Source organism: Sagittula marina, assembly GCF_014196795.1.
Taxonomy (GTDB): Bacteria; Pseudomonadota; Alphaproteobacteria; order Rhodobacterales; family Rhodobacteraceae; genus Sagittula; species Sagittula marina.
Window position 1 is genome coordinate 376058 of sequence record NZ_JACIEJ010000002.1, and the last position, 26112, is coordinate 402169.

Below are 26112 nucleotides of genomic sequence, written 5' to 3' on the forward strand. Positions count from 1 at the left end.
GCCTTTCTCATGGCATGTCTCACAACAGCGTCGGAATCGCCGATGCTCCCAACGCCAGCCCGTAGAAGATAAAGCACCCCGCCAGCAAGCGTCGGATTGCGACGTTGGCAAGTGCCGACAGCGCCCGCCGTCCCAGCCACGCGCCAAGCCCGGTGTAGGTCGCGTAGCTGAGAAAGGTGATGGTCAGCGCCGTGGGCACGATGACGATCATCTGCTGCGCGATCGGCACGTCCTCCATGACGAATTGCGAGAATGCGGCGAGGTAGCCGGCCACGGACTTGGGATTGATCGTTGCCACAAGGAAGGCACGCAGCCAGATCGCCCTTGCGGCTTCGCCCTGCGCCACGTCGGCCTCCCCCAAGGGCCGCGCCGCTCGTCGCCAATTGCGCAAACCCAGCCAGACCAACAGCGCTGCGCCCGCAAGCTTACCCACAAGGAACGCCGTTGGAGAGGCCGCGATCAGCGCCGTCACCCCGGCCGCGGACAGCCCCAGAAACAGCGCCGCCTGTGACAGGATGCCCAACACCCCCCACAAAGCGCGACGAAAGCCATGTGTCATCCCGGTCAGAATGCAATTCGCAGCATTCGGCCCCGGTGAGGTGACAAACAGCACCCAGAACCCCGCGAAGACCAACCAAGCCTGCAGTGTCATTTAGCGCCTTCTTGCGGGAGACAGGGGCATCCGGCGCGGGTCAGGGCACCGCATCCGCGATACTCGTTCGTCCTCACACCGCGTTCCCGAATGCATCATCGAGGATCGCCTGAAGCGCGTCGGCATCGCCCTGGGTGAAGGCATTCGGGAAATCGCTGTCGAGGTCAAAGACCCCAAGCAGCCGTCCCGCGCCATCGCGCACTGGCAGGACCAATTCCGATCGGGTGGAGCTGGCGCAGGCGATATGGCCGGGAAACGCGTCCACATCCGCCACGATCTGCGCTTCGCCCGTGCGCGCGCAGGCTCCGCAGACGCCTCGCGCAAAGGGAATCACAAGGCACCCATGGCCGCCCTGGTACGGGCCGATCTTCAACAGCTCCGGCGCGGTGACGCGGTAAAAGCCCGTCCAGTGAAAGCGGTCATCGGCGTGATGCACCTCGCAGGCAACAGTGGCCATGAGGGCGACGGCATCCGTCTCGCCCTCGGTCAGGGCGGCGATGGATTTTCTGAGGTCTGAATAGTCAACGGTCATGGCGGTGTTTGTGGCACGCAGCGCGCCGGGGGGCCAGCCCTCGACCCCCGGAGTATCTTGGCGCAAAGAAACAGCGCGCTGCAACGCACCTGTCTTATGCTACATGCGTTCGATGGCGATGGCCGTGCCTTCGCCGCCGCCGATGCAGATGGCGGCCACCCCACGCTTCAGCCCGCGCTTTTCCAACGCGTTCAGCAAGGTGACGATGATCCGCGCGCCGGAGGCACCGATGGGATGGCCCAGCGCGCAGGCCCCGCCGTTCACGTTCACGATGTCGCGGGGCAGGCCCAGTTCACGCATGAACGCCATGGGCACCACGGCGAAGGCTTCGTTCACCTCCCACAGGTCGACGTCGGATACCTTCCACCCGATGCGGTCCAGCAGCTTGCGCGCCGCCGGGACAGGCGCCGTGGGGAAGTCCTTGGGCGCCTGCGCGTGGCTGGAATGGCCCAGAATCCGGGCGCGCGGCGTGGTGCCTTCGGCCTCTGCCGCCTCCAGCGTGGTAAACACCAGCGCCGCCGCCCCGTCGGAGATCGACGAGCTGTTGGCCGCCGTCACGGTGCCGTTTTTGCGGAACGCGGGTTTGAGCATCGGGATCTTCTCGGGGCGGGCCTTGCCGGGTTGTTCGTCGCGCGTGATGATCTCTTCGCCGTGGCGAAGGTGCAGCGTGACCGGCGTGATCTCCCGGTCAAATGCGTCGGTGCGCTCCGCCTCCAGCGCGTTGGACAGGGAGGCCAAGGCGTATTGGTCCTGCGCCTCGCGGGTGAATTGAAACGCCTCCGCACAGTCCTCGGCAAAGGTGCCCATGAGACGGCCCTTGTCGTAGGCATCCTCCAGCCCGTCGAGGAACATGTGATCGACGACCTGGCTGTGGCCGATGCGCGCGCCACCCCGCATCTTTGGCAAGATGTAGGGGGCTTCGGTCATGCTCTCCATGCCGCCGGCGACGATGGTCTGCGCATCGCCAAGCGCCAGCCGGTCCCAGGCCATCATCGCGGCTTTCATGCCGGAGCCGCACATCTTGTTCAGCGTGGTGGCGGGGACCTCGTCGCCCAGGCCAGCGGCAAAGCCTGCCTGCCGCGCCGGAGCCTGCCCCTGCCCGGCAGGCAAGACACAGCCCATCAGCAATTCATCCACCTGCGGCGCCCCGGCCTGGACCAAAGCGGCGCGAATCGCCGCGCCTCCCAATGTGGCGGCGGGCACCCCATCGAAAACGCCCTGAAATCCGCCCATCGGCGTGCGCGAGGCTCCGGTAATCACCACGTCTTTCATCGTCTCTCTCCCCTTCGTTCTCCAATGCATACCCAATGGTAAGGATTGGCGTCTAGGCTCTCTCCACGGCGCAACCACGAGGCAGCCCATGCAGCTTACCAGACAAACCCGATCCGGCCTTGAGATGATCACCGTCGATGCCGACCGCATCGATGCTGCGGTCGCGATCCAGTTCAAGGACCGTATGCGTGAACTGCTGGCCGACGCCAGCGGACGTTTCGTCCTGAACCTCGAACGGGTGGATTTCATCGATTCAAGCGGGCTGGGTGCCATTGTCGCGGCAATGAAGCTTATGCCGCCAGGGGCGAAGCTGGAACTCGCGGGTCTCTCTCCTGCCGTGGACAAGGTGTTCCGCATGACCCGGATGGATTCGATCTTTACCATTTATCCATCTGCCGACACGGCCCTGAGTGCGTGAACCTGAGTCTCCGTGGGAGGATCGCCATGAAAGCCCAGTGTTTGGACGGGGACAGGCTTTCCATTCGCACGAGTCTGCGCAGCACCCCCGATGCCGTCAGCGAAACACTGCGGGAGGTACGTGTCCGGCTGAATGACATGCCCCCCCTGGACTGTCTCGACAGCACTTGGGAAGTGATTGTCGCCGAAGTGCTCAACAACATTGTCGAACATGCCTACGACGATAGCCACACGGGCGAAATCGATCTGACACTTTTATTCGGCCCGACCACAATGAACGCTGAATTCATCGACTACGGCCGCGCCATGCCAAATGGCACTTTGCCGTGCCCGCGCGATGCGGATCTGGACGTGCCGCGTGCCGATCTGCCGGAAGGCGGATTTGGCTGGATGCTGATCCACACTTTGGCGAGCCACGTGGAATATCGCCACGATGGCGGAAGCAACCGTCTTGCCTTGGAACTAAGGCTAGATACCAAATCCTAAGCGCCCGCAAATGAACGCGTGGCCGTCCCATTCGCGCCCCAATCAAACGGCATTCTCAGGATTGTAGCTGCATAGGCTTCATCTCGGTGTCGGGTGTTATCAGCCCCCACCCAGTGCCCGGCACCGAGATCCTACACCGAACACGCCCAGCAGGCGTGTTTTTTTGTGCCCGTTGCACAGAACGGCGTTCGCCCAAAAATCACCATCTCAGCATCATGTTCCTGCCCTCATCGGAAACGATAAACGGTCTCGTAGCTGCATAGGCTTCAACCTCGGTTCCGGGTGTTATCAGCCCCCACCCAGTACCCGGTTCCGAGGTTTCAATATTACGGACGCCGGCAGTCGATCGCACGCCAAACCTGCCGAGAGTGGCGTGGCACCATTGCCAAAAATGCCTCGCGGACCTTGCGAATGGCACCGTGCAACATCATCGGCCTACGGAACTCCGCCCCAAGATCAAACGGCATTGTTGCTCATCGTCTTGCTCACCTGCGCGAGCGCAACTTGCTCCTGTCGAACTCATGCTTCGAACGGCGCTGCCAGGCCGTGGATCGGCTCGTATTGCAGGTCTGACGGCGGATAGACCTACTTCTGGTTTGCGATGCCCCCCTTGCCGCCTGACAATCATCGGCGCTTCCGTGACGACATTGCTCAATGATACGTCCTGCCAAGCCTGAGAAAGGACCGCCCAATCCCACTCAGGGCCAGACGTCAAAAGAGAAAGACTGCCCGCAAAAGGTCTCGAAGCCTCCCCAATGCAGCCTCAATCAGAAACCATACATGGTCTTGTAGCTGCATAGGCTTCCCCTCGACACCGGGTGTTATCAGCCCCCACCCAGTGCCCGGTGTCGAGGGACTTTGCCACATATGTTGACGCCCACGCGCTACACCGACATGTTGCCCTGCGACACGGGAGAACAGCATGCGCGATTTTCACACACCAGGCCGATCCGGCGTTTTGGCCGACAGCGGCATGTGCGCCACGTCCCACCCCCTCGCGGCCTCTGCCGCCATCGACATTCTCCGCCAAGGCGGTAACGCCATGGACGCAGCAATTGCTGGCGCGCTGATCCTCGGCTGTGCCGAGCCGGCGATGACAGGTATCGGCGGCGATTGCTTTGCCTTGGTGGCGAAACCAGGGGTAGATGTCATCGCCGTAAACGGTTCCGGTCGCGCGCCCGCAGCCCTGACCGCCGATCAGATGCGAGCTGCCGGTCACAGCATCATGCCGCTGAATGACGCCAACGCGGTTTCCATTCCCGGTGCGATCGACGGGTTTTGCGCCATGTCGGAGCGGTTCGGCTCGCTTGGGCTGGCGGACAGCTTCGCCCCCGCCATTCGCTACATGGAGGACGGCATCCCCATCGCTGCCCGCGCCGCCTTTGACTACGGACAGTCCAGCCACGTTCTGCAAGCAGGCGCGCGCGCCCATTTCCTGCCTTGGGGTCGCCTGCCGCACGTGGGCGACCGCCTCGCCCTGCCCGGCCAGGCAGACGTGCTGCGCCGCATTGCCCGCGACGGGCGGGACGCGTTCTACACCGGCGACGTGGCCGAAGACATGGTCACCAGCCTGCGCGCCCTCGGCGGCACGCACACGCTCGACGACTTTGCCGCGCAAAAAACCACCTTTCACGCGCCGCTCTCTGGCCTCTACAAAACGCGGGAGCTGTTGGAGCATCCACCAAACGGCCAAGGTGTCACGGCGCATCTTTTGCTCAACATCCTGTCCCGCTTCGACATTTCGGCCATGGATCCGTTCGGGGCCGACCGGGTCCATATCGAAGCAGAGGCCGCGCGCCTTGCCTATGACGCCCGCAATCGCTTTATCGCCGACGCGGACCACATGGACCGGCTCGACCACCTGCTCAGCCCGGACACCGCCGACCGTCTGGCGGCGCTGATCGACCCGAAACGCGCCAATGCCGCCCTGCTGCAAAGCGCCGACGCGGTGCATCGCGATACGATTTACATCACCGTGGTCGACCGAGACCGCATGGCCGTGTCGCTGATTTATTCAATCTTTCATGGGTTTGGTTCGGGTCTGGCCTCCGAGAAGCTTGGCATCCTTTTCCAAAATCGCGGCGCGGGTTTTTCGCTCGCCCCGGGACATCCCAACGAACTGGCGGGCGGCAAGCGTCCCATGCACACCATCATTCCCGGAATGGTCCGAGACGACGGGCGCATCACCATGCCCTTTGGCGTCATGGGCGGGCAGTATCAGCCCATGGGCCACGCGCGCCTTCTGAGCAACCTCACCGATTTTGGCATGGACCCGCAGACCGCCATTGACGCTCCGCGCAGCTTTGCTGACGGGCCGGTGCTAAAGCTGGAGCGCGGCTACAGCGCCGACGTCGCGGCGGAGCTGGCCGCGCGCGGCCACAAGATCGACATTCCCGAAGTGCCCATCGGCGGCGCCCAGGCCATCGTGATTCACCCGTCCGGCGTGCTCGAAGGGGCATCAGACCCGCGCAAGGATGGGTGTGCCATCGGGTATTGACGTCCAATCCGTCCGGAACCAACGCCTTGAACATCCTTAACGCGCCGCAACGGGGCCGCATTGCTGCCACGACACACAGAAAGGGTGATCCCGACACTCCCGGAGATTGCCATGGTCCCGCCCCACACCGCCTTTGCTCGTTTCTTTACCCGCGCGCTCGACTTTTCGGGGCGCAGTTCGCGTGCCGAATTCTGGTGGGCGCAAACGCTGTTTTTACTGATTTTGGTCAGTCTCGTGGCGGCCAACCTGGTTTCGGTGATGCATACGGGTGTGATGCTACCGGGCTTCCTCGCCGCGATGCCCATCATCAGCCCGCTGCTTATGATACCGCAATTGTCCTCACAGGCGCGCCGCCTGCATGACACCGGGCGCTCCGCGCTCTGGCTGCTGGTTGGCCTTGTCCCCTTGATTGGCGGAGCGATCCTGTTGGTGATGTTCGCGCTGCCCTCTGACCGGGACAACCGCTTCGGCCCCGCACCTGATGAAGATGCGGCGCGCACAATGCCAACCGGCCTATCAGACACAGCAGAGCCTGCCGCGAAACGGTCAAGGAAGCGGAACCGCAGGCCCACGGCTTGGGATGGATATGCCATGCTGACACAGCTGGATTTACCGCCCTCACCGCAGATGCAGGCAGCCCGCAAGGCGGAGGTCAGCGACTACTACCGCCGCAACATTCTCAAGAAATCGGAAATCCCTGCCGGGTGAGACCTGCGAAGGTCGGGGCTTGGCCCCGACACGCATTCAGTAGGAATAGGCCGCGTAGATCTTGCTCAGATCGCCGTTCCAGTCGCCATGGTAATGTTCCAGCAGTTCGTCTGCAGGCACCTGCCCGCTTTCGACGCTTTCCTTGAGCGCATTCAGGAAGTGCGTTTCATCCGGCACCAGGCCGCCTGACCCCGGCCGCGCCCGCGCCACCAGACCCGCTTCGGCAATGTTGAGCACTTCGCGCGCCAGATCGTGCATCTTCACGCCGCCCGCTTCTGCTTGCAGACCGTCGCGGGTTGCGGCACGGCGCAGACCTTCGCGCGTTTCCGCGTCCCAATCCTTGCACAGATCCCACGCCGCATCCAAAGCGCCCTGATCGTACATCAGGCCGACCCACAGCGCCGGCAAGGCACACAGCCGCCGCCACGGGCCACCATCAGCCCCGCGCATTTCGATGTATTTCTTCACGCGCGCGTCCGGGAAGGCCGTCGTCAGGTGATCCGCCCAATCTGACAGCGTCGGCTTTTCGCCCGGCAATGCGGGCAGTTCGCCCTTCAGGAAATCACGGAAGGACATGCCCAGCGCATCCACGTATTCGCCATCGCGGTAGACGAAATACATCGGCACATCCAAGGCGTATTCCACCCACGCGTCAAAGCCAAAGCCATCCTCGAACACAAACGGCAGCATACCGGTGCGCGAATCGTCCAGCGTTTCCCAGATCTGCATCCGCTTGGATTTCACGGCCAGCGGCTTGCCCTCGAAAAACGGCGAATTGGCAAACAGCGCCGTCGCCACGGGGGACAACGCCAGAGCCACGCGCATCTTCTGCACCATGTCCGCCTCGGACCCGAAGTCGAGGTTCACCTGCACGGTACAGGTGCGGCGCATCATCTCGCGTCCGGTGGTGCCCACCGTGGGCATATAGGCATCCATCAATTTGTAACGCCCCTTGGGCATCAGCGGCACGTCGTCGTGCATCCACTCGGGCGCAGCCCCCAGGCCGATAAAGCCGACGCCGATCTCATCGGCCACGCCCTTGACCTCGCGCAGGTGTTCGTTCACCTCGTCGCAGGTCTGGTGAATGGTCTCCAGCGGCGCGCCCGACAGTTCCAGTGCGCCGCCCGGCTCCAGCGACACATTGGCCCCGTCCTTGGACAACCCGATCAGCACACCCTTTTCGGTGACCTCGGCCCAGCCATGGCGGTCCCGCAACCCTTCAAGCACGGCGCGAATCGATCGCTCGCCCTCATAGGGCAGCGGTTTGTGGGTATCCTTACAGTAGCCGAATTTCTCGTGCTCGGTGCCAATCCGCCAGTCTTCTTTCGGCTTGATGCCGTCTTCCAGATACTCTGCGAGCTGGGCGTGGCTCTCGATGGGCCCGCCACCGGACTGAGGAATGGACATGTGGAGGCTCCTGAAAAATTCGTATCGGCTGCAAATAACCTCCTGTCGCCAATATTCCAGAGTGTCAATGCAACCGAATGGGTGCGTCCTGCGCAGCCGGTGTGCGCCAGATCACCACTGGCCCCACCGGGTCGCCGTGCATCTGCCGAAGCATGTGTTCCGTCTGGATACCGGGCAGGCTGGCAAAGGCGTCGAACAATTGGTCCGCGCCCTTTGCGGTCAATGGAATGTGCAACGGCTCCTGCCCCGGCACACGCATCACCCAGTGTGGTGGCTTTTCCGTCGGGTCGAGCAGCAGAGAGGTCATCGCCTCCAGATCAACAAGGCCGCCGTTCAGGGGGCCGAAATAGCTGACCCGCCGTTCGATCACCTGCACAACGCCCGGCCCGTCCGACCCTTGCCGAAACCGCGCGCGTTGCACGCCCGCGACACCCAGCCCGCAGCCCACGGCGCAGACCAGCCAGCCGATCCAATGCAACACGCCGCCGCCGGTGAACAACGCCCAGTACAGGCCCAGTGCCGCGACGGCCGCGCCCACCAGCACCTCTTGCCAGCGGCGCAGCCCCTGTTTCACCTCAGGTCGGATCATGCCGCCTCCCCCATCGTCAGCGGCGCCTTCAAAAAGGCCAGCCGATACGCGCCGCACCGCTCAAAGCCGATCCGTTCGTAGACCCTGGCCGCACTGGGCGATGCCGCGAACAGGATCGCCAGATCCGCCCCTGCCACCGCGGCCTGCGCAAGCAAAGCCGCTGTCACGCGCCCGCCACGCCCCATGCCGCGCAACTCGTCGGCAACGAATACACCGCCAACCTGCACCGCCCGCCCGGCCCGCGCATTTATCGCCGCCATGGCCGTCGGTTGACCGTCTTCAATCAGCAACCGGATATGCGCGGAGCCGACGGCGGCCTCGGCCCGTGCGCTGGCGTGCGACATGAGATCCCCAGCCGGACAGGTTTGGGTCTCCCTGAGATAGCTGGCAAACCAATCGGTCAGCATCGCGACGTCGCCCGCCTCTGCAGGCCGCGTATGATCGGCAGAGATCAGTCCCGCCAAGGCACGATGATACAGCGGTTGCACCTGATTGAGCTGCCACCCGTCCTGCGCCACCGGCAAGGCGTCGAGCATCACGGCCACCTGTCCCGCCTCCCCTGTCATGCCGACCAGGTCACGCCCTTTCAGAAGATGGACGCAGGCTTGCGCCTCGGCTTCGGTCAGACCGGGCAGCTGACACATCAGGTATCCGCTGTTAGTCGCGCCAAAGACGCCGGTGAGTTCCTCACCGGTCTCCCGCAGGAAAAACGCTGTGCCATTGGGGGCGTCATGATTGCCGATGCCATGCGCCTCGAGATTGCCGAGCAAGAACATGGAGGTTTCCACATGCCCCTCAAGGAAAGCCACGATGGCGCCGGCGTCCCTGATGTCTGCCTTCCGCATCATGCGCAGTCCTCGCGTTGGTCTACGATCACACCGACGCCTCCTGCCAGTCACCCGCCGCCATTTGCCACAGCGTCAGCGCGGCAACCGTCGCCGTCTCTGCCCGCAGGATCCGTGGGCCAAGGCTGATCGACGTTGCGCAGTCCATGCCGCGCAGCTTCGTGCGCTCAGCTTCAGAAAAGCCGCCTTCCGGCCCGATCAGGATGGCCCAGGGACCGGGGTCCAGCCCCTCTAGCGTCACCGCCGTCCCGACGCTGCTTTCATCGCAGAACAAAATGCGCCGCGTCGGGTCCCAGTCGGCCAGAACGCGGTCCAACCGTTGCAGCGCGCAGACCTCCGGTACAAAGGTGCCACCGCATTGCTCTGCGGCCTCCACCGCGTGCGCCTGCTGTTTGTCCACCCGCAGCCGTTCAGAGTTGGTAAACTGCGTCTGCACCGGCAAGATGCGCCGCGCCCCCATCTCCGTCGCCTTTTCCACGATGAAATCCGTGCGCGCCTTTTTGACCGGGGCAAACATCAGCCACAGGTCCGGCGGGTCCATCTGCGGCGCATCCAGCGCGCGACACACCAGGACGCCACCACGTTTCCCGGCCTCCACCACCTCGGCGGCCCAGGCGCCATCGCGCCCGTTGAACAGCGCGACGAACGCGCCGACCTCCTGTCGCATTACGCCAAACAGATAGTGCGCTTGCTCCTTCGTGAGGGGCACGGCCTGTTCCTCGGCCAGCGGGTGGTCTACAAACAGGCGAATTTTGGGCTTCTCTATATCCATGGGGCAAAACATATGACCGGTACGCAGCAGACGCCAGAGGCAGCGGGACAAGTCTCCGACGCGGTAAAGGGCAATTGGGTCGACCGCATCGCGCCCCCTGCCACGCGACCCTACCTGCGCCTCAGTCGCGCGGACCGTCCCATCGGCACATGGCTTCTGCTTCTGCCGTGCTGGTGGGGCCTGACGCTGGCCATGGTGGCGGACGGGCGCGCAAGCTGGTTCGACCTGTGGATCTTTGTCGGCTGCGGCATCGGCGCGGTGTTGATGCGCGGCGCGGGCTGCACGTGGAACGACATCACCGACCGGGACATCGACGGCTCCGTGGCGCGCACGGCCTCCCGCCCCATCCCGTCCGGCCAGGTCACCACGAAGCAAGCCCTCGCCTGGGCCATCGCACAATGCCTGATCGCCTTTGCAATCCTCGTGACCTTTCCGCCGATGGCCATTGCGCTCGGCATCCTCGCGCTGGGGCCGGTTGCGATCTACCCCTTTGCCAAGCGGTTCACATGGTGGCCGCAGATCTTCCTCGGCATCGCCTTCAACTGGGGCGCGCTACTGGCCTGGACGGCGCACAGCGGCAGCCTCGGGTGGCCCGCCGTTGCACTATATGTCGCGGGCATGGCGTGGACGCTGTTCTATGACACGATTTACGCTCACCAGGACAAAGAGGACGACGCGCTCATCGGCGTGAAATCCACCGCGCGCCTGTTCGGCGAGGCGACCCCGCGCTGGCTGGCCTGGTTCCTCGCGGCCACCGTTGCGCTCATGGGGCTGGCCATCGCGCTGGCCGCTCCCTCGGGCGAGCCGCTCAAGCTGATTGCCCTCATCATCGGCCCATGGGCCATGGGCTGGCACATGCTCTGGCAGATGCGCCGGTTGAAACTGGATGACAACGACCGGCTGCTACAGCTCTTCAGATCCAACCGCGACGCCGGATTGTTGCCCGTGCTGTTTTTCGCCGCCGCGATCATCGCTTGATTGCGCAGGCCCCCCGGCTTGCGTATCAGTCTCACACCCGGAATTTGGACCTCACGCTCACATGCGGCTTTCATCGCTTTTCACCGTAGTTGGAACCTTTGCCGTCGCCGGCAGTGCCAGCCTTCTCGCCGCGTACTTCTCCGCCCAGATGGTCGAAGCAGGATCGCAAGCCGAGGTGCTGAACCGCCTGGATGCCGAAGGGCTCACTTGGGCGGAGGTCGATACCAACGGTTTGCAGGTCTTTCTCATCGGCACCGCGCCGGACGAAGCAGCGCGCTTTCACGCCCTTTCTGCTGCGGGCCGCGTGGTCGATGCCTCCCGCGTCATCGACCAGATGCTGGTCGAAGAGGCTGCCGACATCGCCGCGCCGCGCTTCTCGATCGAGATTCTGCGCAATGATTCCGGCATTTCCGTCATTGGCCTCGTGCCGGCCTCCACCGACCGCGAAGACCTGATGGACCGCTTCCGCAGTATCGCAGACGGGGCCGAGGTGTCCGACCTGTTGGAATCGGCAGACTTTCCGGCTCCCGATGGTTGGGACGACGCCCTGCGGTTCGCCACGTCCTCCCTGCGCGACCTTCCCCGGTCCAAGATTTCCGTCGATTCCACGCTGGTCGAAATCAAGGCCATGACCGAAAGCGCCGAGGCCCGCACCCGGCTCGAAACAACCCTCGCCCGCCGCAAGCCCGACGACATTCGCCTGGCCCTGGACCTGTCCGCACCGCGCCCGGTGATCAGCCCCTTCACCCTGCGTTTCCTGATCGACGAGAACGGCACGCGCTTTGACGCCTGCTCCGCCGACACCGAGGAAGCCCGTGGCCGCATCCTGAGCGCCGCCGCTGCGGCCGGGTTGGAGGGCAAGGCAAGCTGCACACTCGGCCTTGGCGTTCCCTCCCGTCGCTGGGCCGACGCCACCGAACTGGGCATCACCAAGCTCAAGGAACTTGGCGGCGGCAGCATCACCTTTGCCAATGCGGATGTGACCCTCGTCGCACTTGAAGGGACCAATCAGGCGCTCTTCGACCGCGTCGTCGGAGAGCTGGAATCGGTACTGCCGGACGTCTTCGCCCTGCACGCCGTTCTGCCAAAGCCGCCTGAAGCCAGCGAAGAAGGCCCGGCCGAATTCACCGCCACCCTCTCCCCCGAGGGTCAGGTGCAGTTGCGCGGTCGCCTCAATTCCGAAGTGGCTCGCCAGACGGTCGACAGCTTCGCGCGCGCAGCCTTTGGCTCCGACTCGGTCTACACGGCGGCGCGCGTCGTCGAAGGGCTGCCCAACACATGGTCCGTGCGCACCCTCGCTGGGCTGGAGGCGCTGTCCATGCTGGCCAACGGCGCCGTCACCGTGACCGCGGATGACATGATCATCACCGGCAACACCGGCAACACCGAGGCCAGCGCCCAGATTGCGACCCTGCTGGCCAGCAAGCTTGGCGACCAGTCCACGTTCGACATCGACGTGACCTATGTGGAGCGCCTTGACGCCTCGCTTGGCATTCCGTCCCCTGAACAGTGTGAGGCGATGATCCTCACAACCGTCGGCAGCCGGAAATTGTCCTTTGAACCGGGGTCTGCCACGCTGGACGTGTCGGCCCGCGACATTCTCGATGATCTGGCAGACCTGCTGAAAACCTGCGGCGACATCCCCTTGGAAATCGGCGGCCACACCGACAGCCAGGGCCGCGAAACCATGAACCAGCAACTCAGCCAGAAGCGCGCGCAGGCCGTGCTCGACGCGCTGCGTCAACGGTTGGTTCCCGTCGCCAGCTACAAGGTGCGCGGCTATGGCGAAGCGCAGCCCATCGAAACAAATGAAACCGAGGCAGGCCGCGAAGCAAACCGCCGGATTGAATTCAACCTGCTTGGCGAAGACGGCGAAATTGCCGAAGTGGACACAGTCGCCGTCGCCGCAGAAATCGCGGCCATGGCCGCAGCCGCAGAGGCTGAGTCCGAAAGCGACACAGGTGACGATGCAGAGGCCGCCGAGACCGCAAACGGCGATGATGCAGACAGCTCCGGCGGCGAGGAAGAAGCAACCACCGATGGCGCTGAGGCCGAGACCCCGCTACAAGACCCTAAAGCGACGGAAGCCGCCGCTGGGATCGGTGCAGACAAGGCCGTGCCCGAAGGGGCCGTGCGCGATGCGGATTTTGAGCCGGAGACAACCGGCGACGATGGCTAATAGGCCTGAGGGACAGTAAGGACTTATGGACAGAACGCAGTTCATCATCACCACGGCGATCATTCTCTTCGTCGCCTTTTGCCTTGGCTGGTTTGCCCATTGGCTGATTCACCGCTTCAAACGTGTCAGCCAGGCCGACATGGATCAGCTGGAACGCATGAGCCAGGAGCTGCACGAGGCAGAGGAAACCCGCGATCAGGCGATCACCTACCTGCAACAGCGCGAAGCCGAGCTGACCAACCAGCTGGCCCAGACCGAGGCAGAGTTGCGCGCCGCCATGGATGGCCTGCGCGAAGCCCGTCAGGAAGCCGAAGAGATGCGCGTCTACGCCGAACGTCATTAAGGCTGAGGCTTGATCCTTAATATTCTGCACCGCAGCGCAACACCTGCAGTTTCAAAACATGAACAACCGACCGGTTTGCCCGCTCTATCCGGTCGGTTCGTGCGCTAAGATTTGGTAAATTCGCGCCGCCGGGTCGTTAAGCTCTGGCTGCTGCGGGCTCGTCACCACAACATGATGCGGCGCACGCGCGCTTAACCACAGCGCAGGCCTGCGGTTCGGCACAGCTTGCGGGTGCATTTACCTCAACTTCACACCCCTGTCCCTCGATCCTGTTTAGCGCTATCTACTTGGCCAGACATCCCTGATCCGAGGTATCCATGACCCAGCTCATCTCCGCCCTGTCCGAAGTTTCGGACCGTTACGACGCGCTCTTCGTCGACCTCTGGGGCTGCGTGCACAACGGCGTTCAGGCAATTCCTTCAGCCGTCGAAGCGTTGCAGCAATATCGCGCCAAGGGCGGCGCCGTAATCTTGGTGACGAATGCCCCGCGCGCCCACCGCGAAGTCGCCAAGCAGTTGAAAAGTTTCAACGTTCCGGATGACGCTTATGACGCCATTGCGACCTCTGGCGACTCTGCGCGCGCCGCCATGTTCACCGGCGCTGTAGGCTCGAAGGTGTGGTTCATGGGACAGTCCTTCGACCAGAGTTTCTTTGAGCCGATGAAGCTGATCGACAATCCCACAACCATCACAACCGTCGACCTCGAAGAGGCCGAAGGCATCGTCTGTTGCGGCCCCTTCGATCCGCACGCCGATCCCGACGTCAATCGCCCGCAGTTCCTGTATGCTAAGGAAAAAGGCCTGAAACTGCTCTGTGCCAACCCAGATATTGTGGTGGACCGTGGTGAAACGCGCGAGTTTTGTGCCGGTGCGCTGGCCCAGTTGTATACTGAAATGGGCGGCGACAGCCTCTATTTCGGCAAGCCACACCCGCCGATCTATGATCTTGCCCGCCGCCGTCTGAGCCAGATCCGCGCCGACATCCCCGACAGCGCAATTCTCGCTATTGGCGACGGTCCACATACCGACATCGACGGCGCCATGGGCGAAGCCATCGACTCCCTTTTCATCACCGGCGGGCTGGCGCGGGAGGATACCAAAACAACGCACCAACCAGATTTGGACGCTCTAACGAGCTATGTCGAAAAGGAAAAAATCAACCCGACATACAGCATAGGTCAGCTCAGGTGATAAAAATTCCGCTTGCTTTCGCTGCATTTGCAAAGTAATAAAATTACCAATACCGGCGCAAGTTCGGGCTTTTATTGCCGAGCGATAGACTGAGGCGCATCTGCCACGCTACGGTCACGCAGAGACGAAGGAGGGCAAGATGTTGGACAACATGCCGCGCGGAACGATCTGCATCGAGGACATCGAAATGGGTATGACCCGTCACCTGCGCAAGGTGGTGACGGATCAAGACATTGAAATGTTTGCCGAAGTCTCGACCGACCGGAATCCCGTGCACCTCGACGATGCCTACGCGCAGGACACCATCTTCGAGGGTCGCATCGCACACGGAATGTTAACCGCAGGTTTGATATCTGCTGTCATAGGCGAACAGCTTCCGGGGCACGGGACGGTGTACCTCGGCCAGTCGCTGAAGTTTCTCGCCCCCGTGCGCCCCGGCGACATGGTCTATGCAGAGGTCAAGGTCACCGACATCGACCCTGCCAAGCGTCGTGTGACCTTGGAAACCCATTGCTCCGTCGATGGCAAGAAAGTCGTCATCGGAGAAGCAAAGGTCCTGGCCCCCTCACGCAAGTTCGACTGACTGAGCCAAATCCAAATTGCAGCCAGGCGCCCACGCGGCGCCTTTTTTCTGCTGGGATCGCCCGGGTGGGCGGGCCGACTTTGCCTGAGGCAAAGAGGTCCGCGCCCCGGTCTCACATGATCCGAAACCCCTCCGGGATCCCCTCCCAAGCCCCCTCCAGCACCAGATCGGACATGACCTCCGCCACCTTCGGGGCCATGCCGAACCCGATCTTGAAGCCGCCATTTGCCACGAAATGGCCAGCCCGATCCGGCCAGACGCCCAACACAGGCGCCCGCGTCCGGGCTCTTGGGCGCACCCCAGCCCAACGAGCCACAACCGCAGCGCCTTCCAAGTCCGGCAAGGCTGCGCGGGCCCGGGAAATCAACGCGTCGCATTGGCTATCGCACGAGGAAGGCTCGGAAAACTCACGTTCCGAGGTGGATCCTACCGCCACAGTCCCGTCCGCATGTGGCACGATGTGCAACCCTTCGACGAACAGTTGCGGTGCCTCGCGGGCCTCATAGCGAAAGGCTGCGGACTGGCCTTTTACCCCATCGCCGATGTTGCGACCAAGCGCTTCGGACAGATCCATCAGACCACGCCATCCCGTCGTCCAAACCACCGCGCCCCGGTCTTCGGCATCGCGCTCGACTGACACCCCTTTCGCCGCCAAAGCTGCGACCAAGGCCTCACATGCCCGTCGAGGGTGCATTCGCGCCGTCAAAGTGTCGCGGATCAGCCAGCCGGTCGGCGAGGCCGGGGAAAACCCTTCTGTCGCCGGAACCACCTCCCATTCGGCACGCCCCTGCCAAAGCGTGGCTGCCCCTTCGGCACGCGCCCGCGCCAGCGCAAGCCCGTTGTCGTCCATGATCGGCTGCAGGCGCCCCGTCCGCCCATAGCCGGCAGAGACGCCGCCCGCAGCCTCCACCTGCTGCCAAAACCCTTCTGCCATCAGCAGGCTGTCCAGTTGAAACGCCTTCTTTTCGTTCCAGTTTTCCGGCACATGCGGGGCAAGCGCACCGACGATGCCGCCCGACGATCCAGCCCCTGCGCCAAACGGATCGACGATCTGCACCCGCGCGCCCCGCTGCACGAGGGCCCAGGCGATGGACAGGCCGAAAATGCCTGCGCCGCGCACCGTTACATCCACGCTTGTCATCGCCATCTCCTCGCGTCATCTCTGGGCCGTCTCTAAGGAAGTTCCCCATGCCAGACCAGAGCCCGATGCTCCAATGGCGCGACGAGATCCCGGTCTCGACCCGCTTTGACGATCCATATTACTCGCTGGACAACGGTCTTGCGGAAACGCGCCATACGTTTCTTGCGGGCAACCATCTGCCCGAACGCCTGAAAGATGGCTTTCATATCGCCGAGCTTGGCTTTGGAACGGGGCTGAACCTGCTCGCCGCTTTGCATCTATGGCGGGCCTCTGGCACGTCCGGTCAGCTGCGTTTCACAACCTTCGAGGCCTATCCGCTAGAGGGGTCCGAGATGGTGCGCGCCCAGGCCGCCTTTCCGGAACTGGCTGAGATCGCGGCAGAGTTTGCGCCCTTCTGGCATGACGACGCGCGCCAGATCGCGTTGCCCGATCTTCACTTTACACTGATCGAAGGCGATGCCCGAAACACCCTTCCCGCATGGGATCAGCAGGCAGATGCCTGGTTTCTAGACGGGTTTGCGCCAGCAAAGAACCCGCAGCTTTGGGCGCCGGAACTGATGGCCGAAGTCGCCCGCCACACGGGGCCGCAGGGCACGGCGGCCACTTACACCGCCGCAGGCCATGTGCGCCGGGCCTTGGCGGAGGCCGGATTTGCAGTGACCCGTCAGCCGGGATATGGCCGGAAGCGTCACATGACCACTGCCGTGAAAGATAGCCATGACTGAACAGAACACGCGCCTTGGCATCATGCTGATGGTCGCCACCACCTTTGTCTTTGCGATGCAGGACGGTCTCTCGCGGCATTTGGCGACCGAGTACAACACCATGATGGTCATCATGGTGCGCTACTGGTTCTTTGCCGCCTTCGTGATTGCCATCGCCGCCCGCGCCCCCGGCGGACTGAAGCGCGCCACGCGCAGCGGGCATCCGTTCGTGCAGATCTTTCGCGGCGCTCTTCTGGTGGTAGAAATCAACGTCATGGTGCTGGCGTTTGTCTACCTCGGTTTGGTGGAAAGCCACGCGGTGTTTGCCTGCTATCCGCTTCTGGTGGCCGCCCTGTCCGGCCCCGTTCTGGGCGAGCAGGTGGGCTGGCGTCGCTGGGCTGCCATCGGGGTTGGATTTGTCGGTGTCATGATCATCTTGCAACCGTCGGGTGGTGTCTTTTCGCCTTATGCGGCCATCCCCCTGGGTGCGGCGCTCATGTTCGCGCTCTACGCCCTGTTGACGCGTTTCGTTGCCCGTACTGACACGGCGGCGACCTCTTTTTTCTACACGGGAACCGCCGGATCAGTCGTCGCAACACTCATCGGAATGTGGTTCTGGGAAAGCATGACGCCGCCCGATTGGGCGTGGATGGGGCTGCTATGCCTCTCCGGCGCTTTCGGGCACTACCTGATGATACGCGCCTACGAGGTGGCTGAGGCCAGCGCCGTGCAGCCGTTTGCCTACCTCCAGTTGGTGTTTGCCAGCACGCTGGGTCTGGTGGTCTTCGACGAAACGCTGCGCACCAATGTCATCATTGGCGCGGGGCTCATCGTGACGGCCGGATTGTTCACGCTCTGGCGACAACACCAGAACGCAAAGGCCTGAGTTACTGGCTGGCCACCCGCAACGTGGTGCCAACCAATTCCTGCGAGAAGGGAACCGGGTGCGGATCTTTGCCCAGCCGCGCGCGATAAACAGGCAGGCTTTCGGTGACGCGCATCACGTAGTTGCGCGTCTCATCGAACGGAATCAGCTCGATCCAGTCGATCACATCCACCTCGCCTTTGCGCGGGTCGCCGAAAACCTCCATCCAGCGATCGGGGCGCGACGGTCCCGCGTTGTAGCCTGCGGCCATCATCACCGCATTGCCGTCATAGCGTTTCGCCAGCTTTGCCAGATAGTTCGACCCCAGCGTCGCATTGTATGACGGATCAGACAGCAAACGGCCCGCATCATAATCCAACGACAACTCCTGAGCCACCTCACGCGCGGTTCCGGGCATCAGCTGCATAAAGCCGCGCGCCCCCGCGCCGGAAATCACCCCCGGATCGAACTCGGACTCGCGCCGTGCGATGGCCAGCACCAATTCCTTCGGCACCGGGTAGTCGGTGGCGACCACATCCGGGTGCAGCGCATAATAGGGTCCCGGCAGCTCGATCCCGAACTGCGCCGCCCGTTTGCCCAGCATTACCTGAATATGCGGGCGCTTCATCTCGTCCAGCATGACACCCATCTGCCCCATGCCGGGCCGGTCGAGGCTTTCGGCCAAATGCGTCATAAACCGTTCGCCAAGGTCCACTTCCCCTGCCGCCAGCAACAGGATAGCCGCCTGAAAGACGCTCGACTTGGTGAATTCCGCCTGCCGCCAGTCGCCGAACTCTTCCGTCCCGGCAAGTGTCGGGCTCACCGGCAAACCGCCGCGTTCCGCAGCAAGCAGCCCGTAAAACGACGTCTGATATTCCGCGCCCTTCTGGTAGGCTTCCTTGGCGCCGATGGTATCACCCGTCGCCTCCAAAGCACGGCCCAGCCAGTAGCCGCCACGCCCGGCGGAAATCGGCGTCCAGACCGCGCCCGAGAAATTCTCGAAATGCGCCACGGCAAGGTCTGGCTTGTCGAGGAACCGCAGCGCGAGAAAGCCTGACAGCCACTCCAGCGCCGCGAAATCCGACCCGTCCACTAGGTAGTGCTTCGACGCGATCTCGTAGGCCTCGGCATAGGCCCCCGCCTGCATTTGACGCCGCGCCAGATCATGCCGCTCGCGGGCCCAGGCCCACGGCTCCCCCAGCGACGCGAGGCTGATGGAGCGCTCCTTCAGCAGTTCAATCGCCTCGTCACGACGCCCCTTTCGGACACGCCAAAGGAACCGCTCAAAAGCCAGACCGGGATCGTCTTGCAGCTCTTCGGGCACACGGCCAATCAACCCGTCGACATTGCCAACGCTTTTGCGCAATCCAAGCCGCGCCTGCGCCAAAGCCTGCCAGCCCTCGTCCACGTAGGGCAACATGGCTGTGGCGTTCTGGCTCCAGTTGTTCCAAAGCGCCATGTCCAGCCGCGCCACGTGGTGCGGCTTCAGGATCTCACCCCATTGGTCCATAAAGGCGCGGCGCTCGTCACCCGACAGCGACAGGGTCCGCCAGCCCAGCACGATATCCGCCTGCGCCAGCCCCTCCTGCCCCTCGGAGGCATGCACGCGCGCAAGGGCAAGCGACCCCGCCCCGCTTTGCGGCAACTCTTCGCTGAAGAACGTCTTGATCTGTTCCGGCGACGCCTCGTCTGCCACGATGGGTTCGGATTTCTCGCGCAGATAGGCCATACCCGGCCAATCGGGCCGCCTTTCGATGAAATCGAGCACTTCGCGCGCATCGCCGCGCCCGGAGCGCAACGCGTGCCACAGAATCACATCGACGGCGATCTGACCGTCTCCGCGCGCTTCGATCTGGGCAGCCGCCCAGTTTTGCTCGCGCATGTAGCCCATGGCCTTGGCAAGTGACTGGCCCGCCTCCCCCACCTGCGCATGAAGTTGCGAGGCCAGAGACGTGCCCAGAAGCAGTAAAACGGCAAGTAGGCGCGACATCGGCTTGCAATTCCCGTGTGAAAAGTGAAAAGACCCTCTCCGGAGGATATCGCCCGCACCCTTGGCTTCAACACACAATCCCGTCGGGTCGGCGGAATTCCTCCCAGAAGCACAATGACCTGATATTACAGCTAAGGAGCGTGAAGATGTTCAAGGGATCAATGCCTGCCCTGGTCACGCCGTTCAAGGACGGCGCGGTGGATTTCGCCACGCTCAAACAGCTGGTGGATTGGCATGTGGACCAAGGGTCACATGGCTTGGTGCCCGTCGGCACCACCGGCGAAAGCCCGACACTGACCCACAAAGAGCACGAAGCCGTGATCGAAGCGACGGTCGAGGCTGCTGCTGGCCGCATCCCCGTGATTGCCGGTGCAGGGTCCAACAACACCGACGAAGCCATCCGATTTGCGATGCATGCCAAGAATGTCGGCGCGGACGGCGTTCTGCTGGTAACGCCATATTACAACAAGCCCACCCAGGCGGGCATGATTGCGCATTTCAAGGCTGTGCATGACGCGGCGCAACTGCCGATCATCATCTACAACATCCCCGGCCGTTCCGCCGTCGACATGTTGCCTGCAACGATGGGTGAACTGGCCAAGCTGGAATATATCGTCGGTGTGAAGGATGCCACCGGCGACCTCGCCCGCGTCTGCCAGCAGCGCATCACCTGCGGCAAGGACTTCATCCAGGTGTCTGGTGAGGACGCCACAGCGCACGGTTTCAACGCCCAGGGCGGTCGCGGCATGATCTCGGTCACCGCCAACGTCGCCCCTGCCCTGTGTTCCCAGATGCAAGAAGCCTGCCTGAATGGCGATTACGCCACCGCGCTGGACATCCAGGACCGCTTGATGCCGTTGCATCAGGCAATCTTCCTTGAACCGGGGCTGTGCGGCGTCAAATACGCCATGGGCCGTCTGGACCTGTGTGAAGAGAGCGTCCGGCTACCACTGATGCCCGTGACCGAACCGGTGCGAGAGCGCATCGACGCCGGTCTGCGACACGCGGGCCTGATGAACTGAACAAAGACAGGGCCGGTCACGTGACCGGCCCTTTTTTTTGCTTCAGCGGTAGGCCTTCATCGGATTGACGAAAGCCCCCAGTTTCACATCGCGCTTATACGCGGCGTGGTCGCGGTTCAGTCGATGAACCGCTTCTCTCGCGAAACACAGCATGTCGTCGATGAACAGCTCCAGCGGGTCCATCGCCTCAAGGATGCGCGGCTCGATTCGGTAATCGAGCTGCCCGGCATCGTCAGAGCGCGCATGCGCCTGCGCCAAGGCCTGCCCACAGGCATGCGCGTAGCGTTTCCACGACTTCTTGGACAGATCATCCAGATCGATATCGTCCCGAAACGGCGCGCGCTCGCGGGACATGAACGACACGCCGTCAATTTCCGCTTCGCCATAGAACACGTCGCCATTGGCCAGATGCACCGCCTGACCGTGCGCGATCCGGTCGCCCTGATCCCCGGCGTTGAACGCATTCTCCGGCACCAACCCTTCGAGCGCAGAGGCACGGGCGCGTTTGAATTCAATGATAAGGTCGTCACAAGCGTTCTGGCTCGGCCCCTCAATCAAGACATAATAGCGTGCGAGGCCCAAGGACGCCGTGCCCTGCCCGTGGCGCATGCACACGTCTTTGACCTTCAGCATCCCGACGCGCCCCTCGCATTTGATGCCTGCGGCCTTGGCGATCTGGTCAATATACTTCTGGAATTCCACCCGACGAGAAGACACAGGCGTCAGCTCATGATTCGCGCGAAACCCCAATCCGTTTTCGGTCAGGTAGCGGCCCCACAGCCAGTCCTTGCGGCTTTTGGCGGCCTTGTCGAACAGCTTGCGGATCACCTTTGGCGAATTGTCCTGACGGATCTGCTGGCTGCTTTCGGTGTCATGTCGCGCGTAATACTCAATGCCCTCGTGATAGCCCTCGATGAACTTGCGGGCGACCTTGATGCGCTGCTTCTTGGACAGGTCGCTTTCCTCTTCGGCAGCAAGCAGAAATCCCGTGGTCCCGCGCTTCAGATCCCATGTGAAAGGCGCGTAAATCACATCGTCAAAGTCGTTTACCCCAAAGATCGGCGCATTGTCCGCGTTGGGCATGACGCCAAAATTTTCCGGGTGTACATCGCCCAACGCCAGAACTGTCGGCATCCGCGCGTCCTCGCCCACCATATCGCGGTGAAACAATAGCGACGTGCCGCGAAAGAAGGAGAACCGGGATTTCGCCAGCGTGGAGAATTTCTCTTTGGCGCCGTCGGACTGTTGGGAAATGCGCAAAGCATGGTCTTCGAGAATGGTCTCGCGCACATGCCTGCGGCGATCTTCGCCGGTCAGGTCACCGGGACGCATGATGCAGGGATATTCGACGTATTTCTGCGCAAGCTTGCGGTAGTCCTCGACCCGGCTTTTCAGGTCAGAAACGGGACTTTCGTTCGCGTTGTTCTGCGCTTCGGGTCCCGTGGCCTTGCTGTTGGACGAGGCAGCTGATTTGCTTTTCGAGGTCTCGTTCTTCGACGTCTTGCGTGGCGCGGCCATCTTTTATCCCCTTGTTGGTTATAAAGGGGTCAACGCCACCGCGCGCGGTTCGTTCCGCAATGGGCGGCAGGACGCCACAGCGCCCTGCGCCAAAGTGGTCTACTGTCCGACAGTGTCCGACAGGCCTTCGGGCTGACCAACCACAACGAACGCCAGTTCGTCAGGCTTCATCAGCTCCGCGGCCACCCGCTTGATATCGTCAAGCGTCACGGCCTCGATATTGGCATTCCGATCGGTCACGTAGTCCGGCGACAAACCGTCCATCTGCATGCCCACAAGTATCTTGGCAATCGGGCCGTTGCCCTCGAACCGCAGGGGATAGGCGCCGGTAAGATAAGTCTTCGCCTGCTCCAGCTCCGCTTCGGTCACACCGGTCTCCGCCAGCTTGGCCCATTCGTCGCGAATCACGTCAATGGCCTCTCCGATGCGGTCGTTCGACGAGGCAACACGCCCGACGACCAGTTCCGCGTGATCCTTTGGCACGAGGTAGGAATAGATGCCGTAGGTCAGGCCGCGCTTCTCCCGGACTTCGTTCATCAAACGAGATTCGAACCCGCCCTCACCAAAGATCGTGTTCATCACATAGGCGGCAAAGAAATCGGGGTCGTCCCGCTCCATCCCGCCGTGCCCGAACATCGCAACCGCCTGCGGTGTCTCAAAGGGCACGACCGTGACGCCTGCCTCCGTCACCACGTCGATATCTTCCGGCTCCGGTGCGCCCTGCTCTGGCAAATCGGTGAGCACGCGATCCATCAAAGCGCCAAGCTCTTCGGCCGTGATATCCCCGGCGGCAGAGACGTAGACGCGGTCCTGCGCAATGGCGTTGTGCCATGCGGTCACGATGTCATCGCGGGTCAGCGTCGCAACGCTCTCAATCGTGCCGTTATAATCTGTGGCATAGGGGTGTTCCCCGAACACCATGGCGTCGAACGTCCGGCTCAGGATCTTGTCGGGATCGGTGGCATCCGATTGCAGGCTGGACAGAACCTGTTGGCGAACGCGCTCGATGCTCTCCTCGTCAAAGGTCGGCTCCACCAAAGAGGCACGCAGCAGACTAACGGCATCATCCTGCGTTTCCGTCAGAAACTGGGTCGAGATCCGCACCACGTCGTCGGTCATGCCATAGCTGATCTCGGCGGCGATGGCCTCCTTCGCCTCGGCAAAGCCGCGCGAATCCATATCTGCTGCGCCTTCTTCCAGCAGCCCGACCATCAGGTTGGTCGCGCCGCGCTTGCCCTCCAGATCCAGTGACCCGCCGCCGCGAAAGCGTAGCTCCAGCGCAACAAAGGGTATGGTGTGATCCTCGACCAGCCAAGCATCAAAGCCACCCGAACTTTCGACCTCTTGAATGTCGATTTCGGCATGGGCGACGGTGGCCCCCAGAATCAGGCCAAAGGCCAGGACAAAACGCTTCATTGTGTCACCTCCTCGGCGGGCATCAGGTAGCCCGTCACCGACTTGTCGCGGTCAAAGATCATCTCGGCGGCGGCCATCACGTCCTCTGCGGTGACCGCTTGCAAGATCTCCGGCCACGCTTGCACGTCTTCAATGGTCAGACCGGATGTCAGCGCATCGCCATACCGGCGCGCCAGCCCGCTGACATTGTCCTGCGCGTAAATTTGCGAGGCTTTCATCTGGAATTTGATCCGCTCAAGCTGGGCGGGATCGACACCCTCCACCATGAACTTGGCCACGACCTCGTCCATCGCGGCTTCCGCGTCTTCCAGCGTCACACCGGGCGCGGGCACCACGAACAGGCCAAAGCTGCCGTCATCGAGCGAGCTGCCATTGTAATACGCCGAGGTATAAACGGCCTTCTTCTGGTCGAATTGCAGCGCCTGATTCAGAACCGAGGTCTGCCCGCCGCCAAGGATTTCCGCCAGAATCGTCAGCGCCGCGCCCTGTTCCTGCGCGCCGGGATCACGCTCCGGTGCGAGGTACATGCGGTTGACATAGGGGGTGGAGACGCGCGCATCGCGAAAGATCAACCGCCGTTCCGCCATCTGGCGCGGCTCCGACGGGCGGGCGCGCGGCTTCAGATCGGGGTTCGGCGGGATCGGGGCGTAGTATTTGTCCGCCAGACGACGCACCTCGTCCGGGGTCACGTCGCCCGCCACGATGAGGATCGCGTTGTTGGGGGCGTAATACTGGCGGTAGAAGTCCAGCGCAGCATCCAGATCGAGCGCCTCCATCTCGTGCCGCCAGCCGATGATCGGCGTGCCATAAGGGTGATTGAGGTACAACGCCGCCTGAAGCTGTTCCCGGAACAGGCCACGCGGATCGTTTTCCACCCGCATGTTGCGTTCTTCGATGATGACATCCCGCTCCGTCAGGATATCCGCCTCGCCAAGCTGAAGATTGACCATGCGGTCGCTTTCCATCTCCATCATCAGGTCGAGGCGGTCCGCCGCAACGCGCTGGTGATAGGCGGTCTGGTCAAAGCTGGTAAACGCGTTGTCGGAGCCGCCGTTGGCTGCCACGACCTTGGAAAATTCGCCCGGATCGAGCTTTTGAGTTCCCTTGAAGAGCAGGTGTTCCAGAAAATGCGCAACACCGGAGACGCCCGGCTGCTCGTCCGCCGATCCTGCCCGATACCAGACCATATGTTCAACGACGGGGGCGCGGTGATCTTCGATCACAACGACTTGCATCCCGTTCTCAAGCTCGAAACTGGTGACCGGGGCCTCTGCCCGTGCGGTCACCGCAGTCAGAGGTGTCAGGGCCAGTGCAAAGGCCAGAGGTAAGTGGCGCATGGTGTGTCATCTCTTTCGGAAAACCGGAATGACACATTACCTACGCGCGGGGGCGTCAACTTCAAGTTAACTCTGCCGGGCTCACGGTCTTCTGACCGAGAGGTGAACGATCACTCGACCGGCGGAGCCGCCGGAGTGCGCGCGCCGGCCTGACGATACCTGTTCAGCCATGCATACGGGTCGAGCGCCTCGCGGCTGTAGGCGTTGCCGTAATTGTCGCGCGGCACGATGGACCAGCTCAAGCGGCCCTTGCGTTGACGCAGCTCCGCATCTTCGCTCGCCAGCTTTTGACGGATCGCCGGATCATTGCCGAAACGGGTCGCCTGCTGCACCAAAGCGGCATCGCCCGCCGCCACGCCGTCACCAGCCTGAAGGCGTGCAGGATTGCCGCCAAGTGCCGCCACGGCGTCCGCCTGCGGCGTCTGATCCGTGCGATTTCCGCCGCCCGGTGTCGGTGTCGGCAGCGCCGCCATCGTCTCCGGGATCGTCAGGGGCTTGTTGGGCACAATGGCGAATTCATTGGGTTCACCGCTGTTGGACCGCAAATCATGCAAAGGCCGGACACCGTCCCGCGATTGCGAACAGCCTGCCAGCGCAACCGCGCCAAGGATCATACCGAATGTCAGATGCGCAATCCGCATCGTGCCCTCCACTTCCCGTGTCGCGATG

At 62.7% G+C, this 26112-nt stretch carries 25 protein-coding genes; 12 read left to right on the top strand and 13 right to left on the bottom strand.

What is annotated here, in order from left to right:
- Positions 1-19 precede the first annotated feature (19 nt).
- The 3 genes from GGQ68_RS05220 to GGQ68_RS05230 all read right to left on the bottom strand — a co-directional run bounded on the left by GGQ68_RS05220 (position 20) and on the right by GGQ68_RS05230 (position 2456).
- The gene (locus GGQ68_RS05220; protein ID WP_183963635.1) at positions 20-652 is read right to left on the bottom strand and encodes a LysE family translocator; all 633 of its coding nucleotides are present in this window, start codon (positions 650-652) and stop codon (positions 20-22) included.
- 73 nt (positions 653-725) lie between these two features.
- A complete protein-coding gene (locus GGQ68_RS05225) occupies positions 726-1184 on the bottom strand; it encodes a GAF domain-containing protein (RefSeq protein ID WP_183963637.1) in 459 nt (152 codons plus the stop codon).
- Positions 1185-1283: 99 nt separating this feature from the next.
- The gene (locus tag GGQ68_RS05230; protein WP_183963639.1) at positions 1284-2456 is read right to left on the bottom strand and encodes an acetyl-CoA C-acyltransferase; all 1173 of its coding nucleotides are present in this window, start codon (positions 2454-2456) and stop codon (positions 1284-1286) included.
- An 88-nt stretch (positions 2457-2544) separates the two neighbouring features.
- Between GGQ68_RS05230 and GGQ68_RS05235 the strand changes: the two genes are divergently transcribed.
- The 4 genes from GGQ68_RS05235 to GGQ68_RS05250 all read left to right on the top strand — a co-directional run bounded on the left by GGQ68_RS05235 (position 2545) and on the right by GGQ68_RS05250 (position 6564).
- Positions 2545-2874 (top strand): STAS domain-containing protein, encoded by a 330-nt coding sequence (locus GGQ68_RS05235; RefSeq protein WP_183963641.1) that lies wholly within the window; start codon positions 2545-2547, stop codon positions 2872-2874.
- Positions 2875-2900: 26 nt separating this feature from the next.
- Positions 2901-3359: an ATP-binding protein gene (locus tag GGQ68_RS05240; RefSeq protein ID WP_183963643.1), complete on the top strand. Its 459-nt coding sequence runs from the start codon at positions 2901-2903 to the stop codon at positions 3357-3359.
- 922 nt (positions 3360-4281) lie between these two features.
- On the top strand, positions 4282-5856 hold the full coding sequence (locus GGQ68_RS05245) for a gamma-glutamyltransferase family protein (RefSeq protein WP_183963645.1): 1575 nt from the start codon (positions 4282-4284) through the stop codon (positions 5854-5856).
- 111 nt (positions 5857-5967) lie between these two features.
- Positions 5968-6564 carry a DUF805 domain-containing protein gene (locus tag GGQ68_RS05250; protein ID WP_183963647.1) on the top strand — a complete coding sequence of 199 codons (597 nt, stop codon included), beginning with the start codon at positions 5968-5970 and terminating at the stop codon, positions 6562-6564.
- A gap of 36 nt (positions 6565-6600) precedes the next feature.
- Here GGQ68_RS05250 and GGQ68_RS05255 read toward each other — a convergent pair whose 3' ends face one another.
- From GGQ68_RS05255 to GGQ68_RS05270, 4 genes are all read right to left on the bottom strand, one after another.
- Complete coding sequence (locus GGQ68_RS05255; RefSeq protein ID WP_183963649.1) at positions 6601-7971, bottom strand: glutamate--cysteine ligase; 1371 nt, start codon at positions 7969-7971, stop codon at positions 6601-6603.
- Between the two features lie 64 nt (positions 7972-8035).
- The gene (locus tag GGQ68_RS05260) at positions 8036-8560 is read right to left on the bottom strand and encodes a hypothetical protein (protein WP_183963651.1); all 525 of its coding nucleotides are present in this window, start codon (positions 8558-8560) and stop codon (positions 8036-8038) included.
- Positions 8557-9408 (bottom strand): GNAT family N-acetyltransferase, encoded by an 852-nt coding sequence (locus GGQ68_RS05265; RefSeq protein WP_183963653.1) that lies wholly within the window; start codon positions 9406-9408, stop codon positions 8557-8559. The genes GGQ68_RS05260 and GGQ68_RS05265 overlap by 4 nt, the downstream gene beginning before the upstream one ends.
- 25 nt (positions 9409-9433) lie before the next feature.
- The gene (locus GGQ68_RS05270; RefSeq protein WP_183963655.1) at positions 9434-10177 is read right to left on the bottom strand and encodes a 16S rRNA (uracil(1498)-N(3))-methyltransferase; all 744 of its coding nucleotides are present in this window, start codon (positions 10175-10177) and stop codon (positions 9434-9436) included.
- 12 nt (positions 10178-10189) lie between these two features.
- Between GGQ68_RS05270 and ubiA the strand changes: the two genes are divergently transcribed.
- From ubiA to GGQ68_RS05295, 5 genes are all read left to right on the top strand, one after another.
- A complete protein-coding gene (gene ubiA, locus GGQ68_RS05275) occupies positions 10190-11155 on the top strand; it encodes a 4-hydroxybenzoate octaprenyltransferase (RefSeq protein ID WP_183963657.1) in 966 nt (321 codons plus the stop codon).
- Between the two features lie 61 nt (positions 11156-11216).
- Positions 11217-13334: an OmpA family protein gene (locus tag GGQ68_RS05280; RefSeq protein ID WP_183963659.1), complete on the top strand. Its 2118-nt coding sequence runs from the start codon at positions 11217-11219 to the stop codon at positions 13332-13334.
- Between the two features lie 25 nt (positions 13335-13359).
- Positions 13360-13677: a prefoldin domain-containing protein gene (locus tag GGQ68_RS05285; RefSeq protein WP_183963661.1), complete on the top strand. Its 318-nt coding sequence runs from the start codon at positions 13360-13362 to the stop codon at positions 13675-13677.
- A 317-nt stretch (positions 13678-13994) separates the two neighbouring features.
- Positions 13995-14867 (top strand): TIGR01459 family HAD-type hydrolase, encoded by an 873-nt coding sequence (locus GGQ68_RS05290; RefSeq protein WP_183963663.1) that lies wholly within the window; start codon positions 13995-13997, stop codon positions 14865-14867.
- 139 nt (positions 14868-15006) lie between these two features.
- Entirely contained in the window at positions 15007-15450 is a 444-nt protein-coding gene (locus tag GGQ68_RS05295; RefSeq protein WP_183963665.1) for a MaoC family dehydratase, read from the top strand.
- A gap of 112 nt (positions 15451-15562) precedes the next feature.
- Here GGQ68_RS05295 and GGQ68_RS05300 read toward each other — a convergent pair whose 3' ends face one another.
- Positions 15563-16591, bottom strand: coding sequence for an NAD(P)/FAD-dependent oxidoreductase (locus GGQ68_RS05300; protein ID WP_183963667.1), 1029 nt, complete (start codon positions 16589-16591; stop codon positions 15563-15565).
- Between the two features lie 47 nt (positions 16592-16638).
- On the opposite strand from GGQ68_RS05300, the gene mnmC2 reads away from it, so the two are divergent.
- Both mnmC2 and GGQ68_RS05310 read left to right on the top strand, forming a co-directional pair.
- Positions 16639-17316: a tRNA (5-methylaminomethyl-2-thiouridine)(34)-methyltransferase MnmC2 gene (gene mnmC2 / locus GGQ68_RS05305; protein WP_183963669.1), complete on the top strand. Its 678-nt coding sequence runs from the start codon at positions 16639-16641 to the stop codon at positions 17314-17316.
- The gene (locus tag GGQ68_RS05310) at positions 17309-18181 is read left to right on the top strand and encodes a DMT family transporter (RefSeq protein WP_183963671.1); all 873 of its coding nucleotides are present in this window, start codon (positions 17309-17311) and stop codon (positions 18179-18181) included. The genes mnmC2 and GGQ68_RS05310 overlap by 8 nt, the downstream gene beginning before the upstream one ends.
- Position 18182: 1 nt before the next feature.
- On the opposite strand, the gene GGQ68_RS05315 is transcribed toward GGQ68_RS05310, so the two are convergent.
- The gene (locus GGQ68_RS05315) at positions 18183-20150 is read right to left on the bottom strand and encodes a lytic transglycosylase domain-containing protein (protein WP_183963673.1); all 1968 of its coding nucleotides are present in this window, start codon (positions 20148-20150) and stop codon (positions 18183-18185) included.
- A gap of 146 nt (positions 20151-20296) precedes the next feature.
- Here GGQ68_RS05315 and dapA point away from each other — a divergent pair, with 146 nt between their 5' ends.
- Entirely contained in the window at positions 20297-21172 is an 876-nt protein-coding gene (dapA, locus tag GGQ68_RS05320) for a 4-hydroxy-tetrahydrodipicolinate synthase (protein ID WP_183963675.1), read from the top strand.
- A gap of 42 nt (positions 21173-21214) precedes the next feature.
- Here dapA and GGQ68_RS05325 read toward each other — a convergent pair whose 3' ends face one another.
- From GGQ68_RS05325 to GGQ68_RS05340, 4 genes are all read right to left on the bottom strand, one after another.
- A complete protein-coding gene (locus GGQ68_RS05325; RefSeq protein ID WP_183963677.1) occupies positions 21215-22690 on the bottom strand; it encodes a DUF2252 domain-containing protein in 1476 nt (491 codons plus the stop codon).
- Positions 22691-22789: 99 nt separating this feature from the next.
- Entirely contained in the window at positions 22790-24106 is a 1317-nt protein-coding gene (locus GGQ68_RS05330; protein ID WP_183963679.1) for a M16 family metallopeptidase, read from the bottom strand.
- Positions 24103-25443, bottom strand: a complete 1341-nt coding sequence (locus GGQ68_RS05335) for a M16 family metallopeptidase (protein WP_183963681.1) — start codon at positions 25441-25443, stop codon at positions 24103-24105. Before GGQ68_RS05335 ends, GGQ68_RS05330 begins: the two co-directional genes overlap by 4 nt.
- A gap of 110 nt (positions 25444-25553) precedes the next feature.
- Positions 25554-26084: a DUF3035 domain-containing protein gene (locus GGQ68_RS05340; RefSeq protein WP_183963683.1), complete on the bottom strand. Its 531-nt coding sequence runs from the start codon at positions 26082-26084 to the stop codon at positions 25554-25556.
- Between the last annotated feature and the right edge of the window lie 28 nt (positions 26085-26112).

Excerpts from the sequence above, each read along its gene's own strand:
- GGQ68_RS05220 (WP_183963635.1), bottom strand. The coding sequence starts at position 652 with ATGACACTGCAGGCTTGGTTGGTCTTCGCGGGGTTCTGGGTGCTGTTT.
- GGQ68_RS05225 (WP_183963637.1), bottom strand. The coding sequence starts at position 1,184 with ATGACCGTTGACTATTCAGACCTCAGAAAATCCATCGCCGCCCTGACC.
- GGQ68_RS05230 (WP_183963639.1), bottom strand. The coding sequence starts at position 2,456 with ATGAAAGACGTGGTGATTACCGGAGCCTCGCGCACGCCGATGGGCGGA.
- GGQ68_RS05235 (WP_183963641.1), top strand. The coding sequence starts at position 2,545 with ATGCAGCTTACCAGACAAACCCGATCCGGCCTTGAGATGATCACCGTC.
- GGQ68_RS05240 (WP_183963643.1), top strand. The coding sequence starts at position 2,901 with ATGAAAGCCCAGTGTTTGGACGGGGACAGGCTTTCCATTCGCACGAGT.
- GGQ68_RS05245 (WP_183963645.1), top strand. The coding sequence starts at position 4,282 with ATGCGCGATTTTCACACACCAGGCCGATCCGGCGTTTTGGCCGACAGC.
- GGQ68_RS05250 (WP_183963647.1), top strand. The coding sequence starts at position 5,968 with ATGGTCCCGCCCCACACCGCCTTTGCTCGTTTCTTTACCCGCGCGCTC.
- GGQ68_RS05255 (WP_183963649.1), bottom strand. The coding sequence starts at position 7,971 with ATGTCCATTCCTCAGTCCGGTGGCGGGCCCATCGAGAGCCACGCCCAG.
- GGQ68_RS05260 (WP_183963651.1), bottom strand. The coding sequence starts at position 8,560 with ATGATCCGACCTGAGGTGAAACAGGGGCTGCGCCGCTGGCAAGAGGTG.
- GGQ68_RS05265 (WP_183963653.1), bottom strand. The coding sequence starts at position 9,408 with ATGATGCGGAAGGCAGACATCAGGGACGCCGGCGCCATCGTGGCTTTC.
- GGQ68_RS05270 (WP_183963655.1), bottom strand. The coding sequence starts at position 10,177 with ATGGATATAGAGAAGCCCAAAATTCGCCTGTTTGTAGACCACCCGCTG.
- ubiA (WP_183963657.1), top strand. The coding sequence starts at position 10,190 with ATGACCGGTACGCAGCAGACGCCAGAGGCAGCGGGACAAGTCTCCGAC.
- GGQ68_RS05280 (WP_183963659.1), top strand. The coding sequence starts at position 11,217 with ATGCGGCTTTCATCGCTTTTCACCGTAGTTGGAACCTTTGCCGTCGCC.
- GGQ68_RS05285 (WP_183963661.1), top strand. The coding sequence starts at position 13,360 with ATGGACAGAACGCAGTTCATCATCACCACGGCGATCATTCTCTTCGTC.
- GGQ68_RS05290 (WP_183963663.1), top strand. The coding sequence starts at position 13,995 with ATGACCCAGCTCATCTCCGCCCTGTCCGAAGTTTCGGACCGTTACGAC.
- GGQ68_RS05295 (WP_183963665.1), top strand. The coding sequence starts at position 15,007 with ATGTTGGACAACATGCCGCGCGGAACGATCTGCATCGAGGACATCGAA.
- GGQ68_RS05300 (WP_183963667.1), bottom strand. The coding sequence starts at position 16,591 with ATGACAAGCGTGGATGTAACGGTGCGCGGCGCAGGCATTTTCGGCCTG.
- mnmC2 (WP_183963669.1), top strand. The coding sequence starts at position 16,639 with ATGCCAGACCAGAGCCCGATGCTCCAATGGCGCGACGAGATCCCGGTC.
- GGQ68_RS05310 (WP_183963671.1), top strand. The coding sequence starts at position 17,309 with ATGACTGAACAGAACACGCGCCTTGGCATCATGCTGATGGTCGCCACC.
- GGQ68_RS05315 (WP_183963673.1), bottom strand. The coding sequence starts at position 20,150 with ATGTCGCGCCTACTTGCCGTTTTACTGCTTCTGGGCACGTCTCTGGCC.
- dapA (WP_183963675.1), top strand. The coding sequence starts at position 20,297 with ATGTTCAAGGGATCAATGCCTGCCCTGGTCACGCCGTTCAAGGACGGC.
- GGQ68_RS05325 (WP_183963677.1), bottom strand. The coding sequence starts at position 22,690 with ATGGCCGCGCCACGCAAGACGTCGAAGAACGAGACCTCGAAAAGCAAA.
- GGQ68_RS05330 (WP_183963679.1), bottom strand. The coding sequence starts at position 24,106 with ATGAAGCGTTTTGTCCTGGCCTTTGGCCTGATTCTGGGGGCCACCGTC.
- GGQ68_RS05335 (WP_183963681.1), bottom strand. The coding sequence starts at position 25,443 with ATGCGCCACTTACCTCTGGCCTTTGCACTGGCCCTGACACCTCTGACT.
- GGQ68_RS05340 (WP_183963683.1), bottom strand. The coding sequence starts at position 26,084 with ATGCGGATTGCGCATCTGACATTCGGTATGATCCTTGGCGCGGTTGCG.